The following is a 20914-nucleotide window of genomic DNA, read 5'->3' as shown; positions in this document are numbered from 1 at the left end:
CAGGCAAAACCTTCCTTCGCCAGATCCTCCTTCAACACGTTCAAAGCCGCCGCCTCGCCGCCTGACGTCCACCAGTGCAGCATCTGCACTTCCTTAACGTCGGCGGCGCGGGCACCACCGAGGCCAGCCGTCATCACGACAGCAATAGCCGCCGAGCTCAAAAACTTGCGCATGAATTCCTCCCGTTTGAAATTCGGCGGCGGGCCTTCCCAGCCGCCCGATGTTTACCGCCTTTGCAGCGGTCGACATACGGCCGCGCTCCTCCGCGCGGTTGCTAATTTAAAACGGTATAAGCGCTTGGTCGTCAAGCCCTTTCTCGACTCCCGAGAAAAATATGGCTATTCCGCTATCCTACTGAATTTACAGCGTTCTTGATTTTTCATACCATCGCCGAAAGTCGACACGATCCTTAAGGAGTAGACGCCGGCGGGGGAGGATCCGGGACGCTGGCCGCGTCGGCGCATCAGCAATCCTGACCCGGAGGCCTCCGCCTCCCGTTGCCGCCGCAAATCGATTTGCCGATCGGCAGGACCGCACAACTTTCGAGGCCGACATCTTAAAACGGTTTGCATCACGCGCGATTTGGCCTAGAAGCACGCCGTAATCCGGTCGCAGCCCACCCGGTCAAAACAAGGGATCCAGAATATGAAGACTCTCGTCGTCTGCTCCGGCGGACTCGACTCCGTTTCGCTTGCGCACAAGATCGCGGCGGAGCAACAGCTTATCGGCCTCGTCTCCTTCGACTACGGCCAGCGGCATCGCAAGGAACTCGACTTCGCCGCCCGGTGCGCCGCACGTCTTGCCGTTCCGCATCAAATCATCGACATCGCCGCCATCGGCGGCCATCTCAGCGGATCGGCGCTAACCGACAATGTCGAGGTCCCGGACGGCCACTATGCCGAGGAGACCATGAAGGCCACCGTGGTGCCGAACCGCAATGCCATCATGCTGGCGATCGCATTCGGCCTCGCGGCCGCGCAAAAGGCCGATGCCATTGCCGTCGCCGTGCACGGCGGCGACCATTTCATTTACCCCGACTGCCGGCCGGGGTTCATCGACGCCTTCCAGCGCATGCAGAACGAAGCGCTGGACGGTTATGCCAGCGTCAGACTGCTGGCGCCCTATGTCGATGTTCCCAAAGCAACGATCGTCGCCGACGGCGCAAAACACGGCACGCCGTTTGCCGAGACCTGGTCCTGCTACAAGGGCGGCAACCTTCATTGCGGGCGCTGCGGAACCTGCGTCGAACGCCGCGAAGCCTTCCACCTTGCCGGCGTCGCCGATCCAACGAACTATGAAGACCGGGACTTCTGGAAAGCGGCGGTGTCGCAATATTCCGCGGCGGAGGTGCGTTGATGTACCGCATCACCAAGGAGTTTCATCTCTCCGCTTCGCACCAGCTGGATCATCTGCCGGCGGACCATCAATGCGCCAGGCTCCACGGCCACAACTACATCGTGGTCGTCGAACTCGCCGCCGAAAGCCTGAATGACGACGGGTTCGTTCGCGACTATCACGACCTGTCGCCGCTCAAGCGCTATATCGACGAGGCTCTCGATCATCGCCACCTGAACGAGGTCTTCGGCCATTCGAAAGTCACCTCCGAATTCCTGGCCAAGCATTTCTACGACTGGTGCAAGCAGCGTTTCCCCGAGACATCGTCCGTCCGCGTCAGCGAGACGCCGAAGACCTGGGCGGAGTACCGGCCATGAGCGGAGAGACCATTCGCGTCAGCGAGATCTTCGGCCCGACCATCCAGGGCGAAGGCGCTTTGATCGGGCTGCCGACAGTGTTCGTCCGGACCGGCGGCTGTGATTATCGCTGTTCCTGGTGCGACAGCCTTCACGCCGTCGACAGCGCCTTCCGGGATCAATGGCTTCCCATGTCCGTCGAGGCGATCTGGCAGGAGGTCACGAAGCTCTCTGGAGGTAAGCCGCTGACCATTTCTCTTTCCGGAGGCAATCCGGCAATCCACCCTTTGGGGCCGCTGATCGAGCTCGGCCGGTCCCAGGGATATCGCTTCGCGCTGGAAACTCAGGGGAGTCTCGCTCGGAACTGGTTTCGCGATCTCGATGTTCTGGTCTTAAGCCCGAAGCCGCCGTCGAGCAGGATGCAGACGGACTGGGATGAAGTCGATAACTGTCTCCGGCTCACCGCCGGCGGGCCGGAGATCGTGTTGAAAATCGTCATCTTTGACGATGACGACTATGCTTTCGCCCGGGAGGCGGGTCGGCGCTACCCCTATATTCCCCTGTTCCTCCAGCCGGGCAACCATACGCCGCCGCCACCCGATGACGACGACGCCCGTATCGATATCGACGGCGTGATGGACCGGATGCACTGGCTCGTCGAGAAAGTGACGGCAGACCAGTGGTTTGCAGCGCGCGTGCTGCCGCAGCTGCATGTGCTGCTGTGGGGAAACAAGCGAGGCGTCTGAGCTTCTCTATCATTCCGGAAAAGCGAAGACATCGACAGGCTCTCCGAGCCCGCGCAGCGGGAAGGTGCCGAGGCTGTCCATGTCTTTGGCGCAGCCCGCCATTTCGACGAAGGCCCGCGACAGCAGCACCGGACGCTTGACCTCCTTGGTCAGGCTTTCCAGCCGCGAGGCGATATTGACGGCAGGGCCGATGACGGTGAAATCCAGCCGCCGGCGCGAACCGATATTGCCGTACATGACGTCGCCGACATGCACGCCGACGCCGTAGCGCAGCGGTTCGCGTCCTGTTCGTGCGTGCTGCTCGTTCAGCTCGGCCATCAACGCTTGCCCTTCGCGGATCGCCTGCAGCAGATCGGCACAGGCCGTTTCCTTGCTTAAGGGGAAGATTGCCAGCAATCCGTCGCCCATGAACTTCAGGATTTCGCCGCCATAGCGTTCGATCGGATCCGACATGGCGTCGAAATAATCGTTGAGCAGATGGATGACATCGTCGCGCGGCCAGAGATCGGAGATCGCCGTAAAGTCGCGCAGGTCGCAGATCATGATCGCCGCACCGACGGTGGCGCCGCTGCCGCGGGTCGTCACGCCCGACAGGATCTGCTCGCTCGCATGCGGTCCGACATAGGTCTGCAGCAGCGTGCGCGCCATGATGTTCTTCAGGCGAATTTCGCTGACCAAGGTCAGGGCCGGAAGGAGATCACGCAGGAAATCGACATGTTCGCTGGTAAAACCGCCCGGCCGGCTGGTGGAAAATGTAGCCACATGCCGTTTGCCGAAGGTGTGTTCGAGCGGCCAGGCGATATACTCGGTCAGGCCGTCGTCGCGCAGTTCCCGATAGAAGGAATCCAAGTCGCCGTCGGCTGCACCTTGCAACTGCCTGCGCACTTCCTCCGCACCCTGATGGATCGCGTTAACAGGGCTGGTCAGGAACTCCGGCGTGTTTTCGACGCCATAGGCGAATGTATCGATCTTCGCCTCGGTGAGCCCTTCCTTCCAGAGAATGCGGGCACCCACCCATTGCGGGTGGTTCACCCTGAAATGCAGCGTCGCCCGCGCCACCGGCACCCCAGCCGCAAGCAGCTTCCCGCACATGTCCACCAAAATATTGTCGATGAAACGCTCGCCCCGCGTCTCGTTCACCAGCCAATCGAGAATCCGCCTCCTGCGGATCGGCCAGACGCCCTCGTCCGCTTCAACGGCAGTCCCGGTCTTGTTCAAAAAAGGCGACATCAAAAACTCCGCTACATCACGTCATCGGCGAGGATCGAATTCAGTTTCCGCTGAATGTGGGCGACAGGGAAGCAAATGATAAGAGCAGACTGCGAGAAAGGCTCAGAAATCCCAATCCTCGTCTTCGGTCGCGACAGCCTTGCCGATGACATAGGAAGAACCGGAGCCGGAGAAGAAGTCGTGGTTCTCGTCGGCATTCGGCGACAGCGCCGACAGGATCGCCGGATTGACCTTGCAAGCCTCGGCCGGGAAAAGCGCCTCGTAGCCGAGGTTCATCAGCGCCTTGTTGGCATTGTAATGCAGGAACTTCTTGACGTCCTCGGTCAACCCGACGCCGTCATAGAGCGCCTCGGTATATCGGGCCTCGTTGTCGTAGAGCTCGAGCAGCAGGTCGAAGGCGAAATCCTTGATCTCCTGCCTTCTCTCCTCGGAAAGCCGCTCCAACCCGCGCTGAAACTTGTAGCCGATATAATAGCCGTGCACCGCCTCGTCGCGGATGATCAGCCGGATCATGTCGGCCGTGTTGGTCAGTTTGGCGCGGCTCGACCAGTACATCGGCAAGTAGAAGCCGGAATAGAACAGGAAGCTTTCCAGGAAAACGCTGGCAACCTTCTTCTTCAAGGGATCGCCGGAACCATACTGCTCCATGATCAGCACTGATTTCCGCTGCAGGAACTCGTTCTCCTCCGACCAGCGATAGGCATCGTCGACATCGGGCGTCGAGCACAGCGTCGAAAAGATCGAGGAATAGGAGCGCGCATGCACCGCCTCCATGAAGGAGACGTTGGAAAGCACCGCCTCCTCGTGCGGGGTTACCGCATCCTCCATCAGCCTGATAGAACCGACGCCGTTCTGGATCGTGTCGAGCAGCGTCAGCCCGGTGAAGACGCGGATGGTCAGTTGCTGCTCGGCCGCCGTCAGCGTCGCCCAGGAGGGAATGTCGTTGGACAGCGGCACCTTTTCCGGCAGCCAGAAATTGCCGGTCAGCCGGTTCCAGACTTCGAGATCCTTGTCGTCCTCGATGCGGTTCCAGTTGATGGCGCGCACGCGGCTGATTGGCTTGATGGATATGTTCATTGGGTGGTCTTTCTCCACAAATTCTAACGGAGTGCGGAGCCCCCTCACCCTGCCCTCTCCCCGCTGGGGAGAGGGGAACGCCATGCAATCGGCTTGTCTCTTCTCCCCATCGGGGAGAAGGTGCCGGCAGGCGGATGAGGGGGCTACAAGCTCGAAACTCTCGGCCAGCAGCCCAAAATCACAGCGTACAAGACACGCAGCCCTGCACCTCGGTGCCGGACAGCGCCATCTGGCGAAGGCGGATGTAGTAGATCGTCTTGACGCCCTTCTTCCAGGCGTAAATCTGCGCCTTGTTGATGTCGCGCGTCGTTGCCGTGTCGCGGAAGAACAGGGTCAGCGACAGGCCCTGGTCGACATGCTGGGTCGCCGCCGCATAGGTATCGATGATCTTCTCCGCGCCGATCTCGTAGGCATCCTGATAATAATCGAGATTGTCGTTGGTCATGAACGGGGCCGGATAGTAGACACGGCCGGTCTTGCCTTCCTTGCGGATCTCGATCTTGGAGACGATCGGATGGATCGACGAGGTCGAGTGGTTGATATAGGAGATCGACCCCGTCGGTGGCACCGCCTGCAGGTTCTGGTTATAGAGGCCAGACGTCACGACAGCTGTCTTCAACGCCGCCCAATCGTCCTGCGTCGGAATATGGATTCCTGATTTGTCGAACAGCGCCTGCACCTTCTCGGTCGCCGGCTTCCATTCCTGTTCGGTATATTTGTCGAAATAGTCGCCGGAGGCATATTTCGAATTTTCGAAGCCCTTGAAGCTTGTGCCGCGTTCGACCGCCAGCAGGTTCGAGGCGCGGATCGCGTGGTAGGTCACCGCATAGAAATAGATGTTGGTGAAATCGACGCCTTCCTCCGATCCGTAGAAGATGCGTTCGCGGGCGAGATAACCGTGCAGGTTCATCTGGCCGAGACCGATCGCATGGCTTTCGTCATTGCCCTTCTCAATCGAAGGGACCGAGGCGATGTGGCTCATGTCGGAGACGGCCGTCAGCGCCCGGATCGAGGTCTCGATCGTCTTGCCGAAATCGGCGGAGTCCATCGCCGCCGCAATGTTCAGCGAGCCGAGATTGCAGGATATATCCTTGCCGAGATGCTTGTAGGAGAGGTCGTCATTGTATTCGCTCGCCTCGCTGACCTGCAGGATCTCGGAGCAGAGGTTGCTCATCGAAATGCGGCCGGCGATCGGGTTCGCCCGGTTCACCGTGTCCTCGAACATGATGTAGGGATAACCGCTCTCGAACTGGATTTCGGCGAGCACCTGGAAGAATTCGCGCGCCTTGATCTTCTTCTTCGAGATGCGGGCGTCCGCCACCATCTCCCGGTACTTTTCCGTCACCGAAATCTCGGTGAAAGGCACGCCGTAGACGCGCTCCACGTCGTAAGGCGAGAACAGATACATATCCTCATTATTTTTCGCGAGCTCGAAGGTGATGTCGGGCACGACGACGCCGAGCGACAGCGTCTTGATCCGGATCTTCTCGTCGGCATTTTCGCGCTTCGTGTCGAGGAAGCGCATAATGTCGGGGTGATGGGCGTTGAGATAAACGGCGCCGGCTCCCTGACGGGCACCAAGCTGGTTGGCATAAGAGAACGAGTCTTCGAGCAGCTTCATCACCGGAATGATGCCCGAGGATTGGTTCTCGATCTGCTTGATCGGCGCGCCGGCCTCACGGATATTCGTCAGCGACAGCGCGACACCGCCGCCGCGCTTCGACAGCTGCAGCGCCGAATTAATCGATCGGCCGATCGATTCCATATTGTCCTCGACCCGTAGCAGGAAGCAGGAAACCAGTTCGCCGCGCTGCTTCTTGCCGGCATTGAGGAAGGTCGGCGTCGCCGGCTGGAAACGGCCGGAAATGATCTCGTCCACCATGTCACGGGCGAGCGCCTCGTCGCCACGCGCCAGGGTCAGCGCCACCATGCAGATGCGGTCCTCGTAGCGCTCGAGATAGCGTTTTCCGTCGAAGGTCTTCAGCGTATAGCTGGTATAATATTTGAAAGCGCCGAGAAAGGTCGGAAACCGGAATTTCCTGGCATAGGCCTGATCGAACAGGTCGCGGACGAAATTGAAGGAATACTGATCGAGCACCTGCTGCTCGTAATACCCCTCGGTTACGAGGTAATCGAGCTTTTCCCTCAGATTATGAAAGAACACCGTGTTCTGGTTCACGTGCTGCAGGAAATACTGCTTCGCCGCCATGCGATCCTTGTCGAGCTGGATCCTGCCCTCATCATCATAGAGGTTCAGCATCGCGTTCAGCGCGTGATAGTCGAGCGTTTCCGCCGCTTTCGAGGGGCGTTCGCCGACGGGATGAGCAAAAGTGTTATGCGGTATTGCACCCGCATCCCGCGTCAGAGTTGTTCCCGTGTCCAAAACCGTTCCAATCCGTATCTGACGTTGACGACGTCCTCCTCGGTGCCGAGGAGCTCGAACCTGTAGAGGTAAGGCACCCGGCATTTGCGCGAGATCACGTCGCCGGCAAGCCCGTATGTCTCGCCGAAATTGCTGTTGCCCGCGGCAATCACGCCCCGGATGTGTCCTCGGTTCTCCGCTTCGTTCAAGAAACGGATCACCTGCTTGGGAACGGCCCCCTTGCCACCGCCGCCGCTATAGGTCGGCACGACAAGCACGAAGGGTTCGCGGATATGGAACCCGTCTGCGCCGCTTGCGGGAATGCGCGCCGTGCGCAGTCCGAGCTTGGCGACGAAGCGATGGGTATTCTCCGATCGGCTGGAATAATAGACGAGCAGCCCCATCGCCGTTTTCCGGTCAAGATAGCGCGCTGATCATATCGGGACGGAAACCCGCCCAATGCCGTTCGCCGGCGATGACGACGGGCGCCTGCATGTAGCCCAGGCTGCGGACACGATCGAGCGCTGCGGCATCCTGCGAGATATCGACGATGTTATAATCGACCCCCAGACGGTCGAGGGCGCGGTAGGTGGCGGTGCACTGAACGCAGGCGGGTTTGCTGTAGACGGTAACGCTCATCATCTTCCTCGTGATGTCAAAAAATTCAGGACGCAATACTGGGATCGGGCGCCTTGCGACGTCCGGGGCAACGCTTGATGGTGATCTGGCAAGTCGGCGCTCTAAACGCCCGATATGATCCCTTTCGGGATTAGCGCGGGCGGCGGCCTTGATATTCTCGACATGACTTCAACCCCGAAGTGCTCATGCGGACGTTCGGGGGCAGCGTAACAGGCGCGGATCATTCCGCTTTCATGCACGCGACCTTCCGGACACCCCGCCCGTGGACATCTGGTTCAAGGCAGGTCTCCTGGCTTGCGGGTCGAAGCATCCTGCCCCAGCCTTCCCGAGGCATCATGCCTCAGTGACCTGTAATCGGACAGTTGCTCGCCGCTTACAGTTGCGGGGGCAGCTCCGGCTTTGTTGCGCCGTCATGGCGAACACACCGTATTCCCGTCTTAGCCCGCGATCCTGACGAATCGAAGGAACCTTGAACACTAGATATAGTACGCGAATCCAAAATCACGTCAACGGATGGTTTGTGCATTGCGTTACGACAGGTTTGAAATTACTGCGTTCCTCTGAAAAACACGGATAACGAAGGCTTACGAAAGCGGGCTGTGGAGAAGGTCGGATGAAGAGAGCGAGCCTATAGCCACTCTCATATTTGATGACCAACCTCCCTCTCCGCGTCATCCTCGGCCTTTTGCCGAGGATCTGCTGCCTATCGACCGGAGGCAGATGCCCGGGACAAGCCCGAGCATGACGAAAGAGGGTTTGGCGGCCGCTGTCAGCGGCACTCTTCAGGTGACGAGCGCCGCAAGCACGACATGTTTACATCTTTACTCGAAGCAGCCTGAGCGCATTGATCGTCACCAGCACGGTGGCGCCGGTATCGGCGAGAATCGCCGGCCAGAGGCCGGTGATGCCGGCAATCGTCGTCACCAGGAACACCGCCTTCAGCCCGAGGGCGATGGTGATATTCTCTAGGATATTGCGCATCGTTCGTTTGGACAGTTCGATCATCCGCGCCACGTCGCCGACGCGCCCGTGCAGCACGGCGGCATCGGCCGTCTCCAGCGCCACATCGGTGCCACCGCCCATGGCGATGCCGATGTCAGCCGCCGCCAGCGCCGGAGCGTCGTTGATGCCGTCGCCGACCTTGGCGACGACAAAACCCTGACGCTTCAACTCGCCGACGACCCGCTGCTTGTCTTCCGGCATCATTTCGCCGCGCCAGTCGATGCCGAGCATGCCGGCAACAGCTGCCGCCGTCCGCTTGTTGTCGCCCGTCAGCATCATCGCCTTGACGCCGGCCGATTTGAGCGCGGACAGTCCGGCCCTGGCATCCGCGCGCGGCTCGTCGCGTATGGCGATCAGTCCGGCCGCAACGCCGTTGACGAGCAGCACCGATACGCTCTTGCCCTCGTCGTTCAGTGCCGTGATGCGTGCATCCTTCTCGCCATCGAGCGCCCCACGCTCGCGAGCGGCGGACGGCGACAACAGATCGAGCGTCTCGCTCCCGACCTTGCCGGTGACGCCCTTGCCCGGCAGCGCCTCCAGCTCGAAGGCCGGCGGCACGGGGACGCCGTCCGCCCGAGCACGGTTGAGGATCGCCAGCGCCAGGGGATGGCTGGAGCCCTGCTCCAGTACCGCCGCGCGTGACAAGACCTGCGCCTCGCTCAATCCGAAGGCAACGATATCGGTCACCTGAGGCTTGCCTTCCGTCAGCGTGCCTGTTTTGTCGAAGGCGACCATCGTGACCTTGCCGAGCGTTTCCAGCACCGCGCCGCCCTTCATCAGCAGCCCGCGCCGCGCGCCTGCCGAAAGCGAGGCGGCAATCGCCGCCGGCGTCGAAATGACAAGCGCGCAGGGGCAGCCGATCAGCAGGATGGCAAGGCCCCTATAGATCCATTCGCCCCACGACCCACCGAACAGCAGCGGCGGAACCGTCGCCACCAGGGCTGCGACCACCACCACGCCGGGCGTGTAATAGCGCGAAAACCGATCGATGAAACGTTCGGTCGGCGCCTTCGATTCCTGCGCTTCCTCCACCAGCTTGACGACGCGGGCGATAGTATTGTCGGCAGCGGCCGCCGTAACGCGTACCCTGAGCACCGCATCGCCATTCACCGTTCCGGCAAAGACGACGGCATCGACACCCTTGCGCACTGGCGTACTCTCGCCCGTCACCGGCGCCTCGTCGATCGCGCTCTCGCCGGAGACAATGATGCCATCCGCCGAGATGCGGTCGCCGGGACGCACCATGATGGTCGCGCCGACGGCGAGGCTTTCCGCCGGCACCTCCCGCGTCTGGCCATTGTCTTCGAGCAGCGCATTTTTCGGCACCAGCGCCGTCAGCGACTGGATGCTTTCGCGCGCCTTGCCGGCCGCCACCCCCTCCAGCAGCTCGCCGACGAGAAACAGGAAGACGACGGTCGCTGCCTCCTCGCCGGCATTGATGATGACGGCGCCGACGGCGGCGATCGTCATCAGCATCTCGATCGAAAACGGTGTGCCCGATAGAGCCGCCATGATGGCGCGGCGCGCGATCGGCACCAGCCCGACCAGCATGGCGATGACGAAGGCGTAGGATGCGACCGCAGGCACGAGATGGCCGATGGCATAGGCGGCGATTAGCGCTGCACCCGAGACGATGGTCAATCGACCCTTCCGGCTTTGCCACCAGGAACCGGTCATCGGCGCATGGGCATGGCCGTGCAGCCCCTCGATTTTCTTTTTGCCATGATCGTGACCTGCGTGATCATGATCATGGCCGTAGCCGGCATGATCGCCGTGGTCGTGATGATCGTGCGGGCCGTGATCCTGTGCCGGCGCCGTGCTTCCGGTAAAAGGCGAAACCGAATAACCGAGCCCCGTCACCCTCTTCTCGATCGCCTTGAGGTTGCTGCTGCCGTCATGCCGCACGGTCATAGTGCCAGCCACCACCGAGACGGACACATCGGCGACACCCGCCACGCGCCTGACCGCCGTGTCGATCTTGGTCGCACAGGCGGCGCAATCCATGCCGCCGACCCGGTATCGTGTCTCGCTCGTCTCAGCCATGATCCGCTTCCTTGTCAAACAGAAGCATCCCTCCTACATCCTCTAGCGACTAGAGGTGCAAGAGGAAAATCATGAAAAAGATCACGATCGGCGAAGCCGCTCGCCGTAGTGGGGTCAAAGTGCCGACGGTGCGTTATTACGAGAGCATCGGCCTGCTCGCGGCCCCAAGCCGCAGCGAAGGCAACCAGCGCTCCTTCGAACCCGCCGATATCAGCCGCCTCACCTTCATCCGCCATGCCCGCGAACTCGGCTTCGAGATCGAGGCGATCCGCACGCTGCTCACCCTGCAGGATGATCCGCACCAATCCTGTGCCTCTGCCGATGCCATCGCCAAGGCTCGTCTCGTCGAGGTCGAGCAGCGCATCCGCAGCCTGATGGCGCTGAAGGCCGAACTCGAAACCATGGTGGAAGGTTGCGGCCATGGCCGCGTCGACCAATGCCGTGTCATCGAGGTTCTCGCCGACCACGGCCGGTGCACGCATCCGCACCATTGATCCCCGCCCTTGCAGGCAATCGACGCCCGCGCCACAACTGCACCAGATAGAATCGGGCGAAGACATCCATGAACCAGAAGCGAATTGCGATCATCGGCGGCGGCCCGGCGGGCCTGGCGGCCGCCGAGCTGCTTTCGCTCTCCGGCCATGCGGTGACGGTCTACGACGCCATGCCGACCTTCGCCCGCAAGTTTCTGCTCGCCGGCAAGTCGGGGCTGAACATTACCCATTCCGAGGATTATGCCCGTTTTGCCACACGCTTCGGCGCCGCCTCTGCCCGCCTGCGCCCGGCTCTCGATGCCTTTACCCCTGGCAATATCAGAGATTGGGCAGGAGGGCTCGGGACCGAGACTTTCGTCGGCTCGTCCGGCCGGGTTTTCCCTGATGTGATGAAAGCCTCTCCCTTGCTGCGCGCCTGGCTCAAGCGGCTGGAGGCGCAGGGCGCCACCCTGCGCACCCGCCACCGCTGGATCGGTTTTGCCGATGAGGGCTATGATTTCGAAACGCCCGAAGGACGCAGCATCGTCCACTGCGACGCAGCCCTGCTGGCGCTCGGCGGCGCAAGCTGGCCGCGCCTCGGCTCCGATGCACGCTGGTTGCCGTGGCTATCGGAGAAGGGCGTCGAGATCGATGCCTTCCGACCCGCCAATTGCGGCTTCGTCGCCGGCTGGAGCGAGAGCTTCCGCGAGCGTTTCGCCGGCGAGCCCGTGAAGTCGGTCACCGCCACCTCCGACGCCGGCACCTTTCCCGGCGAATTCGTCATCACCGCAAACGGCATCGAGGGCAGCCTGGTCTATGCCCATGCGGCAAGCCTCCGCGACCGGCTACAGAGGCACGGCAGCGCTGCCCTGACGCTCGACCTCGCCCCGGGCCGGACGCTCGAAAGGCTGATCCGCGACCTCACGCGGCAGGACGTTAAATCGAGCTTTGCGAACCGCCTGCGCAAGGGCGCCGGCCTCGACGGGGTCAAGGCGGCCTTGCTGCGTGAGCTCGCCGCCGAGCGCGACCGAGCCGATCCCGTCCGTCTCGCCGGCATGATCAAGGCGTTGCCGGTGCCTGTCCTCGAAACGAGGCCGATCGGCGAGGCCATCTCCTCGGCCGGCGGCATCCGCTGGAGCAGCATCGACGACGGCTTCATGTTGAAGGCGCTGCCGGGCACTTTCGTCGCCGGCGAAATGCTCGACTGGGAAGCGCCGACCGGCGGCTATCTCCTCACCGCCTGCCTTGCGACCGGCCGGGCCGCGGCACGCGGCATCGAGGCTTGGCTGCAAGAATAGCCCCGGCGCTCGCAGGCTGAGCAGCAAACAAGAGCTTCTTCGATCAGGCCGAGGCTGCACGAAACATCATGACAAGGCCATTCATGCAGTAGCGAAGCCCGGTTGGCTTTGGGCCATCATCGAAGACATGTCCGAGATGGCCGCCACAGCGGCTACAATGGACCGCCGTGCGAGCCATCCCGAAACTGGTGTCGTGTGTGGTGCCGACGGCATGGTCGAGCGGTGCCCAAAAGCTCGGCCAGCCGGTGCCGCTATCGAATTTCGTTGCCGAGGAAAAGAGCTTTTGGTCGCAGCCGACGCAGGAGAAAATGCCCTTCCGCTCCTCATGCAGCAACGGGCTGCTGAAGGGATTTTCCGTCCCCGCCTGACGCAGGATGACGAATTGATCCGGCGTCAGCAGGCTATGCCATTCCTCATCGGTGTGGGTCACCGGAAACGTTTCGACGGCGATCGCCTTGCCGGCTAGGCTAGCGCGGCCGGCAAGCGCCCCGAAAACGGTCGTCATCAGCACCAATCGTCTGTTCAGCATGATCCAGGATCTCCCCATCTGGCAAAGCCTTGCTCTGTAGGAAAATACGGGCGAGAGAAGTCTTTGTTACATTCTCACCGCTCAAACACCGAAATGTGATGCGCCCCTTTCGCCGCGCGCTGACGGCCGCCACGCGCCGCCTGATTGCAAACCCGCGGCTTTTCCATCAGACTGTGCTGAAGTTCCGGGGGAGGAGCAGATGCACGAACAATCAGCGCACGCGGAGCATGTCTATACCTCTGCTCAGCGCGATTCCGCCGCGGCCAGCTCTCCGGTGGTCGCCTCCTGGCGGCGATGCATGACCATGCACCAGCTCGCCCCCGAGGACGAACGGGCGCCGCTGCGCCTGACCGATGTAGAATTCCGGCGCGCCCGCGAACAGTCCGGGCAGCTGATCGCCAGCGCGACGGACGAGCTCGATCGCCTCTTCACCACCGTCGGCAAGGCTGGCTGCTGCCTGCTTCTGACCGACAAGAACGGCATTGCGCTGGAGCGGCGGGGAGCGGCCGGCGACGACAAGGAATTTTACGCGCTCGGCCTCTGGACCGGCTCCGTATGGACCGAGGCTAGCATCGGCACCAATGGCATCGGCACCGCGCTTGCCGATGAACGCGCGGTCGCCATCTTCCGCGACCAGCATTTCTTCTGCGCCAATACCAGCCTCAGCTGCACGACGGCGCCGATCCGCGACCATCGTGGCCGGCTGGCTGCGGCCCTCGACATCTCCACCTGCCGCGAAGACGCCAACGAGATGACGCTGACGATCCTAACGCAGACCGTGCGCGATGCGGCGATGCGCATCGAACTCAATCTCTTCCGTTCGGCCTTTCCCAGCGCCCGCTTCGTGATGGTTCCGGCCGGCGCCAACTCGGCCGCCGCCCTGCTGGCCGTCGACCGGCATGACCTAGTGCTCGGGGCGACGCGCGCCGCCCGCATCGCGCTGCAGCTGGACGACAAGCGGATCGCCGCCGGCATTCCGGCCGCCGATGCTCTCCGCGAAGCCGTCGTCTCACAGCAGGAAGAGATGGTCCAGGCCGAGAAGGCAGCCTTGCTGCGGGCGCTGTCGCGCGCCCGCGGCAACATCTCTCAGGCGGCAATCGCCCTTGGCATCAGCCGTGCCACCCTGCACAGGAAAATGAAGAAGCTCGACCTCCACTGACCGGTTCAAAGGTTTCGCCGTTGCGGCAAATCCGGCGCCGATCCTGTCGCAAGTCTGCAACACTGTGCACTGCGGTATGGAAGAGCCTCCCTGTTCCCTTCGCCAAAACACGCACATTTTCCTCCCACTGGTTCGCTTGGAACCTGGATCATCAGGGAGGATGACATGCTTCATCAGAAAATCGTCGAGTCGCCGTTCAAGCTGAAATACGGCAACTATATCGGCGGCGAATGGCGCGAGCCGGTCGAAGGCAAATATTTCGAAAACCTCACGCCCATCACCGGCGGCAAGCTCTGCGACATTCCCCGTTCCCATGGAAAGGACATCAATCTCGCGCTCGACGCCGCCCATGCGGCCAAGGAAAAATGGGGGCGCACCTCCGCTGCTGAGCGCTCCAACATTCTCATGAAGATCGCCGAGCGGATGGAAGACAAGCTGGAATTGCTCGCCCAGGCCGAGACCTGGGACAATGGCAAACCCATCCGCGAGACCATGGTCGCCGACATTCCGCTGGCGATCGACCATTTCCGCTATTTCGCCTCCTGCATCCGCGCCCAGGAAGGTTCGATCGGCGAGATCGATCACGATACGATCGCCTATCACTTCCACGAGCCCCTCGGCGTCGTTGGCCAGATCATTCCCTGGAACTTCCCGATCCTGATGGCCACCTGGAAGCTCGCTCCCGCGCTTGCCGCCGGCAACTGCGTCGTCTTGAAGCCTGCCGAGCAGACGCCGGCCTCGATCCTGCTCTGGGCCGATCTCGTCGGCGATCTTCTGCCGCCCGGCGTGCTCAACATCGTCAACGGTTTCGGCATCGAGGCCGGCAAGCCGCTGGCGACCAGCCACCGCATCGCCAAGATCGCCTTCACCGGCGAGACGACGACCGGCCGGCTGATCATGCAATATGCCAGCCAGAACCTCATTCCGGTGACGCTGGAACTCGGCGGCAAATCGCCGAACATCTTCTTCGCCGATGTAATGGCCGAAGATGACGATTTCCTCGACAAGGCGCTCGAAGGTTTCGCGATGTTTGCCCTCAACCAGGGCGAAGTCTGCACCTGCCCGAGCCGCGCTCTCGTCCAGGAATCGATCTATGAACGCTTCATGGAAAAGGCGGTCAAACGCGTCGAGGCAATCAAGCAGGGCAACCCGCTTGATCCCGCCACCATGATCGGCGCCCAGGCCTCGACCGAGCAGCTCGAAAAGATCCTCGCCTATCTCGACATCGGCAAGCAGGAGGGGGCTCAGGTCCTGGCTGGCGGCTCCCGCAACGATCTCGGCGGCGATCTGGCGAACGGCTATTACGTTAAGCCGACGATCTTCAAGGGCCACAACAAGATGCGCATCTTCCAGGAGGAGATCTTCGGGCCGGTGGTCTCGGTCACGACCTTCAAGACCGAAAAGGAAGCGCTCGAAATCGCCAACGACACGCTCTATGGCCTCGGCGCCGGTGTCTGGAGCCGCGACGCCAATCGCTGCTATCGGTTCGGCCGCGAGATCCAGGCCGGCCGCGTTTGGACCAACTGCTACCACGCCTATCCCGCCCATGCCGCCTTTGGCGGCTACAAGCAATCGGGCATCGGCCGCGAAACCCACAAGATGATGCTCGAGCACTACCAGCAGACCAAGAACATGCTGGTGAGCTACAGCCCGAAGGCGCTCGGTTTCTTCTGAGAACTTTCGTGTGGGAGGGAGTGTCAAAACCCCTCCCCACCCCCCACAAGGGGGAGGGGCCTGACCCGCTGAACCGCCTCGCTCTGGAACTCACATATCGCCTTGCTGAAACGTCATCGAGGAAGGTTGCCGGTGCGGCAGCTTAGCTCCTCCCCTTGTGGGGAGGGGAAACTCTTCTCCCGAGACTCTGAGGAAGACCGATGGAAACGACCGTCAACGGCGAACCGCGTGTTCTCGCAACCGACGCAGCCCTTGATCTGATCGCTGAGATCAGGCGCGATCATCCTGATATCCTCTTCCACCAGTCCGGCGGCTGCTGCGACGGCTCCTCGCCGATGTGTTACCCCGCAAATGAATTCATGGTCGGCGACAGCGACGTCAAGCTCGGCGAGATCGGCGGCGTGCCGGTCTATATCAGCGCCACCCAGTTCGAGGCGTGGAAGCACACGCAGCTGATCATCGATGTCGTGCCGGGTCGCGGCGGCATGTTCTCGCTCGACAATGGCCGCGAGAAACGCTTCCTCACCCGTTCGCGACTCTTCGGCGACGGAGAGGCCTGTGCTGTCCCGGATGCTACGGTCAGAACAGTCTGATGCATCCGCTAAGACGCACAGGCGGTCTGGCGCGCAACGTGCTGAGAATTTCGCCTGTAGTATTCCCATAGTACCTTCTGTCCGATGGTCTTTGTTAATCTTCATCCGTTGGTTTCAAAGGAGGATACGATGCCAGCTTCAAAGATCCTGATGATCACCGGTGATTTCACCGAAGGTTATGAAACGATGGTGCCGTTCCAGACGCTGCTCGCCTGCGGCTATACGGTCGATGCCGTCTGCCCCGGCAAGAAGGCGGGTGAGAGCGTCGCCACCGCCATTCATGATTTCGAGGGCGACCAGACCTATTCTGAAAAGCGCGGTCATAATTTCGCGCTGAACGCCACTTTCGACAGCGTGCGGGCAGAGGATTACGATGCCCTCGTCATCCCCGGCGGCCGCGCCCCCGAATATCTTCGCCTCAACGCCGACGTCATCAAGTCGGTCCGGCACTTCTTCGATGCCGGAAAACCTGTTGCAGCCATCTGCCACGGTGCGCAGCTGCTTGCCGCTGCCGGCGTATTGAAGGGCCGCACCTGCTCGGCCTATCCCGCCTGTCGGCCGGAAGTCGAACTGGCCGGCGGCGTTTATGCCGATATTGCAATCACCGACGCGGTCTCGGACGGCAATCTTGTCACGGCGCCGGCCTGGCCGGCGCATCCCTCCTGGCTGCGCCAGTTCATGGTGCTGCTCGACGCCGCATCGATGCCTGAAACCAACGCCGCCTGACAAGGGCGGCACCGCGAGGACGACATGTGTGAACTCTTCATCAAAGCGGATGCGCGGCTATGGGAAAGCACCACCCGGTCGCTGCGCATCGACGGCATGGTCACCAGCGTCAGGCTGGAGAACTTCTTCTGGTCGAAGCTCGAGGAAATTGCCCGGCGCGACGGCATGAACGTCGCGCAGCTGATCACCCGGCTGCATCATGAGTCGATCGATGCGGGCCACGATCTCGGAAATTTCACATCCTTCCTGCGCGTCTGCTGCGCCCGTTATCTCGACCTGCAGCTCACCGGGGATATCCCCGCCGATGTCAGCCGCCCGATCTCCGAGCTGGATGCGCCGGTCATCCTCGGCCGCGAACGGGAAAAATATCACTGAAGCCTGGCCGAACCCCCGATGACGCGGGCAGAGCTCTCCACGGAGAACTCTGCCGACAATCCTGGGATACCTGACCTTGGCGCGGTTGCACGGGGGTTGCGTTGCGACGCAGCCTGGATCAACAATGCGCAGCATCATCCAGCACCGGCAGCACCGTCAGGAGATCGATTGCCATGAACGACCAGAAAGCCGTGATCGTCACGGGAGCCGGTGGCAACCTTGGCAGTGCCGTTGTCCGCGAACTTGCCGCAGGAGGCGCCAAGCTCGTCTGCATGAACCGGTCGAGCCAGGAGCTGGAAGCCTTGGCCGGCGAGCTTCCCGCCTCCACCGAGTTCCTGTCGATCGCCGGAACGGACCTCACCGATTATGCCTCCTGTGCAGCCGCCGTCGCGCGGGCTGACAAGCGCTTCGGTGGCGTCAGCGCCCTGGTCAATACCGTCGGCGGCTTCCAGATGGGACCGGTCGGGCCGGATGCAACTTCCCAATGGGACACGATGATGACCGCCAACGCCCGTACTGCGCTGACGATCAGCGCTGCGGTTCTCCCGACCATGAAGGCAGCAGGCTATGGCCGCATCATTCACGTCGCCGCCGCCCCCGGCCTGAAGGCCGGAGCCAATCAGGCGGCCTACGCCGCTTCGAAAGCCGCCGTCATCCGGCTGACCGAGGCGATCGCTGCGGAAAACCGCGACCACCGCATCACCGCCAACTGCATTCTGCCCGGGACAATCGACACGCCCGAGAACCGCGCTGCCATGCCCAATGCGAAGACGGACGGCTGGGTATCGCCGCAATCGATCGCCCGCCTCATCGCCTTCCTGATTTCACCGGCGTCAGCCGTCGTTACCGGCGCGGCGATCCCTGCAACCGGCCGCGAATGAAGGAAGCCCTTGCACGTTTTGTACGATTGCATGCCCCCCGGCTTGCGGTACGATTCTCATAATTATGATCGCATTGTGGCGGCATTTGCAGGAAGGCAGGTGGTTTCGATGACCGACGGTCCCGCATTCCCCGCCGTCAGCGCCACCAGCTTGGTGCGTGAGGAATGGTTCCTCGGCGTCAGCGTCGCGACGAGCGTGGCATTTCTGGCTTTCCAGGAGCAGCTTTTCGGGCGGCTTTCCGATCCGCTTTGGTTCACCGTCGTTTTCGTGTGGCTGTTTGCCGTCGTACTCGGCTCCGCCCTGTCGGTCGTGCGGCACGCGGATCATTTGGCGGAGCGGCTAAAGGAGCCCTACGGCACGCTCATTCTGACGCTTGCCATCACTTCGATCGAGGTGATGGCGATATCGGCCGTCATGCTGCACGGCGAAAACAATCCGACGCTTGCCCGCGACACGCTGTTTGCGGTCGTCATGATCATCCTGAATGGCATGGTCGGCCTGTCGTTGCTGCTGGGCGCGTGGCGGCGGCCGGAACAGCAGCACAATCTGCAGGGTGCCAACGCCTATCTCGGGGTGATCGTGCCGCTGGCGACCTTGAGCCTGGTCATGCCGACATTCCTGGCAGACCCAGGCGGACAGCATGCATCGGCGCCGAGACAACTGATCCTCGGCATAATATCGGTCGGCCTTTATGCCACATTTCTGTTTCTGCAGGCTGGCCGGCATCGGGACTATTTCACCGACGAAAGCAACCGTCACGAGCACCCCGGCGAACGTCTCCCTCACCATGGACCGGTCTGGCCTCATGCCATTCTGCTTTTCGCCTATATGGGTCCTATCGTCTTCCTCGTCGAACAGCTTGCGCGGCCAATCGATTACATTATCGAAACCCTGCATGCTCCGACCGCATTTGGCGGTGTCGTGATGGCGGTCCTCGTTGCGACGCCCGAGGCAATGAGCGCCGTGCGCGCATCCATCGCCAACAATCTTCAGCGCTCTGTCAACATCTTCCTTGGTTCGGTATTGTCGACGATCGGGCTGACGGTGCCGGCGATGCTCATTGTCAGTCAGCTCTACGGACACACAGTGACGCTCGGCCTGGAGCGCGGCGATCTGGTGATGCTGCTGCTCACGCTCGCCGTCAGCATCATTACCTTTGCCAGCGGCCGTACGCATCTCATGCAAGGTGCCGTGCACCTGGTGCTTTTCCTGGCTTACGTGCTGCTCATTTTCCAGCAATGACGCCCACCCGGCGCCGCTCGAAGGCGGCACTGCAAGACCAGGAAAGTAAAGTTCCGCGCCCGGCCTGTCTTCCGCTATGATGGCGGGAGCTATTGCACGGATTGCAAACAATCGCAGTGGCTGAAGCAACTCAAGGTGCGACAGCGTCCTTTGCCCGTCTGAAAAGACGCGCGGCGCTGCAGGTGGCATTACGGAGACCGGACTTGGGCTCACTGTTGCTTGGCGGACTTGTATTTGTGTTTCTGTCGACCACAACGGCGATTGGATTGATCGTGCGCGGCCGCTTGCCGGATCATCATCTCAATGCGGAATCCAAGGACGTCATCAGGCTGGCGACCGCGGTGGTGGGAACGCTGTCGGCCTTAGCGCTCGGCCTTCTGATCGCCTCGGCCAAGTCCACCTACGACAACGCCGAAGTGGAGATGAGAACAGCGGCCGCGCGGGTGCTCCTGCTTGACCGCGTCATGGCCCAATACGGGCCGGAAACCGGCAAGGCGCGGCAGTTGCTGCGTGAATTGATCGAGAAACGGCTGAGCCGCGGCTGGTCTGCCGAAACCACCGACGAGGCATCCGGCAAGGCGCTGGGGGAATATCAGGATATCGAGGCGGTTCAGGGCGACCTTCGGGCGCTCTCGCCGAGGGATGCCGTGCAGCGTTCTCTCCAGGCGCGGGCTCTTGAGGTAAGCGGCATGGTGGCCGAGACCCACTGGCTGCTGGTCGAATCCGGTAAAGAGGGTTTGCCCTGGGCCTTCCTCACCGTTCTCGTCTGTTGGCTCGGGCTGCTTTTTGCGACCTTCGGGCTGCAGGCGCCGGCCAATCCGACGGTGCTGTCAATTCTGCTCGTCTGCGCCCTGTCCGTCGCCGGCGCGATCTTCCTGATTGCGGATATGGCCAATCCCTATGTCGGCCTGATCCATGTTTCCGATGCACCTTTGCAATCGGCCATCGAACGGCTCGGGAAACCCTAAAGGATGTCGCGCAAAGGTCGGCGCGCAGCAGGAATGCGACTTGCACCGCCGATCGGAATCGATCAGAACGCGCACGAGTTCGTCGCCGTCCTGTTCTGTCGCCCGGAAACGCAAAAAGCCCGCCGGATTTGCGGGCTATTTTTGTATATGGTTGCGGGGGCAGGATTTGAACCTGCGGCCTTCAGGTTATGAGCCTGACGAGCTAC

Annotated in this window: 20 protein-coding genes, 1 pseudogene and 1 riboswitch; of the genes and pseudogenes, 13 read left to right on the top strand and 8 right to left on the bottom strand. The window is 61.7% G+C overall.

Features of this window, described 5'->3' with window-relative positions; all coding sequences use genetic code 11:
• Nucleotides 1-173: pseudogene (locus tag GGI60_RS31270) on the bottom strand (sugar ABC transporter substrate-binding protein); the annotation flags it as partial.
• A gap of 472 nt (nucleotides 174-645) precedes the next feature.
• Here GGI60_RS31270 and queC point away from each other — a divergent pair.
• From queC to queE, 3 genes are read left to right on the top strand one after another with little or no spacing between them, the layout of a single operon-like run.
• On the top strand, nucleotides 646-1356 hold the full coding sequence (gene queC, locus GGI60_RS31265) for a 7-cyano-7-deazaguanine synthase QueC (protein WP_183920407.1): 711 nt from the start codon (nucleotides 646-648) through the stop codon (nucleotides 1354-1356).
• Nucleotides 1356-1712 carry a 6-carboxytetrahydropterin synthase QueD gene (gene queD, locus GGI60_RS31260; RefSeq protein ID WP_038691505.1) on the top strand — a complete coding sequence of 119 codons (357 nt, stop codon included), beginning with the start codon at nucleotides 1356-1358 and terminating at the stop codon, nucleotides 1710-1712. Before queC ends, queD begins: the two co-directional genes overlap by 1 nt.
• Nucleotides 1709-2437 carry a 7-carboxy-7-deazaguanine synthase QueE gene (gene queE / locus GGI60_RS31255; RefSeq protein ID WP_183920405.1) on the top strand — a complete coding sequence of 243 codons (729 nt, stop codon included), beginning with the start codon at nucleotides 1709-1711 and terminating at the stop codon, nucleotides 2435-2437. The genes queD and queE overlap by 4 nt, the downstream gene beginning before the upstream one ends.
• Nucleotides 2438-2446: 9 nt before the next feature.
• On the opposite strand, the gene GGI60_RS31250 is transcribed toward queE, so the two are convergent.
• From GGI60_RS31250 to GGI60_RS31225, 6 genes are all read right to left on the bottom strand, one after another.
• Nucleotides 2447-3667, bottom strand: coding sequence for an adenylate/guanylate cyclase domain-containing protein (locus tag GGI60_RS31250; RefSeq protein WP_183920403.1), 1221 nt, complete (start codon nucleotides 3665-3667; stop codon nucleotides 2447-2449).
• 102 nt (nucleotides 3668-3769) lie between these two features.
• Nucleotides 3770-4744: a class 1b ribonucleoside-diphosphate reductase subunit beta gene (gene nrdF, locus GGI60_RS31245; RefSeq protein WP_183920401.1), complete on the bottom strand. Its 975-nt coding sequence runs from the start codon at nucleotides 4742-4744 to the stop codon at nucleotides 3770-3772.
• Nucleotides 4745-4922: 178 nt separating this feature from the next.
• Nucleotides 4923-7127, bottom strand: coding sequence for a class 1b ribonucleoside-diphosphate reductase subunit alpha (nrdE, locus tag GGI60_RS31240; protein ID WP_183920399.1), 2205 nt, complete (start codon nucleotides 7125-7127; stop codon nucleotides 4923-4925).
• Entirely contained in the window at nucleotides 7106-7510 is a 405-nt protein-coding gene (gene nrdI, locus GGI60_RS31235; RefSeq protein ID WP_183920397.1) for a class Ib ribonucleoside-diphosphate reductase assembly flavoprotein NrdI, read from the bottom strand. The genes nrdE and nrdI overlap by 22 nt, the downstream gene beginning before the upstream one ends.
• 13 nt (nucleotides 7511-7523) lie before the next feature.
• Nucleotides 7524-7745 carry a glutaredoxin-like protein NrdH gene (gene nrdH / locus GGI60_RS31230; RefSeq protein WP_183920395.1) on the bottom strand — a complete coding sequence of 74 codons (222 nt, stop codon included), beginning with the start codon at nucleotides 7743-7745 and terminating at the stop codon, nucleotides 7524-7526.
• 261 nt (nucleotides 7746-8006) lie between these two features.
• Nucleotides 8007-8232: riboswitch (cobalamin riboswitch) on the bottom strand.
• 326 nt (nucleotides 8233-8558) lie between these two features.
• A complete protein-coding gene (locus GGI60_RS31225) occupies nucleotides 8559-10790 on the bottom strand; it encodes a heavy metal translocating P-type ATPase (RefSeq protein ID WP_183920393.1) in 2232 nt (743 codons plus the stop codon).
• A gap of 71 nt (nucleotides 10791-10861) precedes the next feature.
• Here GGI60_RS31225 and GGI60_RS31220 point away from each other — a divergent pair, with 71 nt between their 5' ends.
• Together GGI60_RS31220 and GGI60_RS31215 are read left to right on the top strand one after the other, a co-directional pair.
• Complete coding sequence (locus GGI60_RS31220; RefSeq protein ID WP_183920391.1) at nucleotides 10862-11284, top strand: helix-turn-helix domain-containing protein; 423 nt, start codon at nucleotides 10862-10864, stop codon at nucleotides 11282-11284.
• 68 nt (nucleotides 11285-11352) lie between these two features.
• Nucleotides 11353-12561, top strand: a complete 1209-nt coding sequence (locus GGI60_RS31215) for a TIGR03862 family flavoprotein (RefSeq protein WP_183920389.1) — start codon at nucleotides 11353-11355, stop codon at nucleotides 12559-12561.
• A 43-nt stretch (nucleotides 12562-12604) separates the two neighbouring features.
• Here GGI60_RS31215 and msrB read toward each other — a convergent pair whose 3' ends face one another.
• Complete coding sequence (msrB, locus tag GGI60_RS31210; protein WP_183920388.1) at nucleotides 12605-13090, bottom strand: peptide-methionine (R)-S-oxide reductase MsrB; 486 nt, start codon at nucleotides 13088-13090, stop codon at nucleotides 12605-12607.
• Nucleotides 13091-13289: 199 nt separating this feature from the next.
• Here msrB and GGI60_RS31205 point away from each other — a divergent pair, with 199 nt between their 5' ends.
• The 8 genes from GGI60_RS31205 to GGI60_RS31170 all read left to right on the top strand — a co-directional run bounded on the left by GGI60_RS31205 (nucleotide 13290) and on the right by GGI60_RS31170 (nucleotide 20708).
• Nucleotides 13290-14249 carry a helix-turn-helix domain-containing protein gene (locus GGI60_RS31205; protein WP_183920386.1) on the top strand — a complete coding sequence of 320 codons (960 nt, stop codon included), beginning with the start codon at nucleotides 13290-13292 and terminating at the stop codon, nucleotides 14247-14249.
• 165 nt (nucleotides 14250-14414) lie between these two features.
• Nucleotides 14415-15923: an aldehyde dehydrogenase gene (gene adh, locus GGI60_RS31200; protein ID WP_183920384.1), complete on the top strand. Its 1509-nt coding sequence runs from the start codon at nucleotides 14415-14417 to the stop codon at nucleotides 15921-15923.
• Nucleotides 15924-16123: 200 nt separating this feature from the next.
• On the top strand, nucleotides 16124-16516 hold the full coding sequence (locus tag GGI60_RS31195; RefSeq protein ID WP_183920382.1) for a DUF779 domain-containing protein: 393 nt from the start codon (nucleotides 16124-16126) through the stop codon (nucleotides 16514-16516).
• A 129-nt stretch (nucleotides 16517-16645) separates the two neighbouring features.
• Complete coding sequence (locus GGI60_RS31190; RefSeq protein WP_183920380.1) at nucleotides 16646-17242, top strand: DJ-1/PfpI family protein; 597 nt, start codon at nucleotides 16646-16648, stop codon at nucleotides 17240-17242.
• Nucleotides 17243-17266: 24 nt separating this feature from the next.
• On the top strand, nucleotides 17267-17617 hold the full coding sequence (locus GGI60_RS31185; RefSeq protein ID WP_183920378.1) for a ribbon-helix-helix domain-containing protein: 351 nt from the start codon (nucleotides 17267-17269) through the stop codon (nucleotides 17615-17617).
• Between the two features lie 173 nt (nucleotides 17618-17790).
• On the top strand, nucleotides 17791-18498 hold the full coding sequence (locus GGI60_RS31180; protein WP_183920376.1) for an SDR family NAD(P)-dependent oxidoreductase: 708 nt from the start codon (nucleotides 17791-17793) through the stop codon (nucleotides 18496-18498).
• A gap of 108 nt (nucleotides 18499-18606) precedes the next feature.
• Nucleotides 18607-19740 (top strand): calcium:proton antiporter, encoded by a 1134-nt coding sequence (locus GGI60_RS31175; protein ID WP_183920374.1) that lies wholly within the window; start codon nucleotides 18607-18609, stop codon nucleotides 19738-19740.
• A gap of 203 nt (nucleotides 19741-19943) precedes the next feature.
• Nucleotides 19944-20708, top strand: a complete 765-nt coding sequence (locus GGI60_RS31170) for a DUF4239 domain-containing protein (protein WP_183920372.1) — start codon at nucleotides 19944-19946, stop codon at nucleotides 20706-20708.
• Nucleotides 20709-20914: the final 206 nt, after the last annotated feature.

This window comes from Rhizobium lentis, from assembly GCF_014200175.1.
GTDB lineage: Bacteria > Pseudomonadota > Alphaproteobacteria > Rhizobiales > Rhizobiaceae > Rhizobium > Rhizobium mulingense.
Note: the sequence above shows the minus strand (reverse complement) of the source record. Positions and strands in the feature narration are given on the sequence as shown.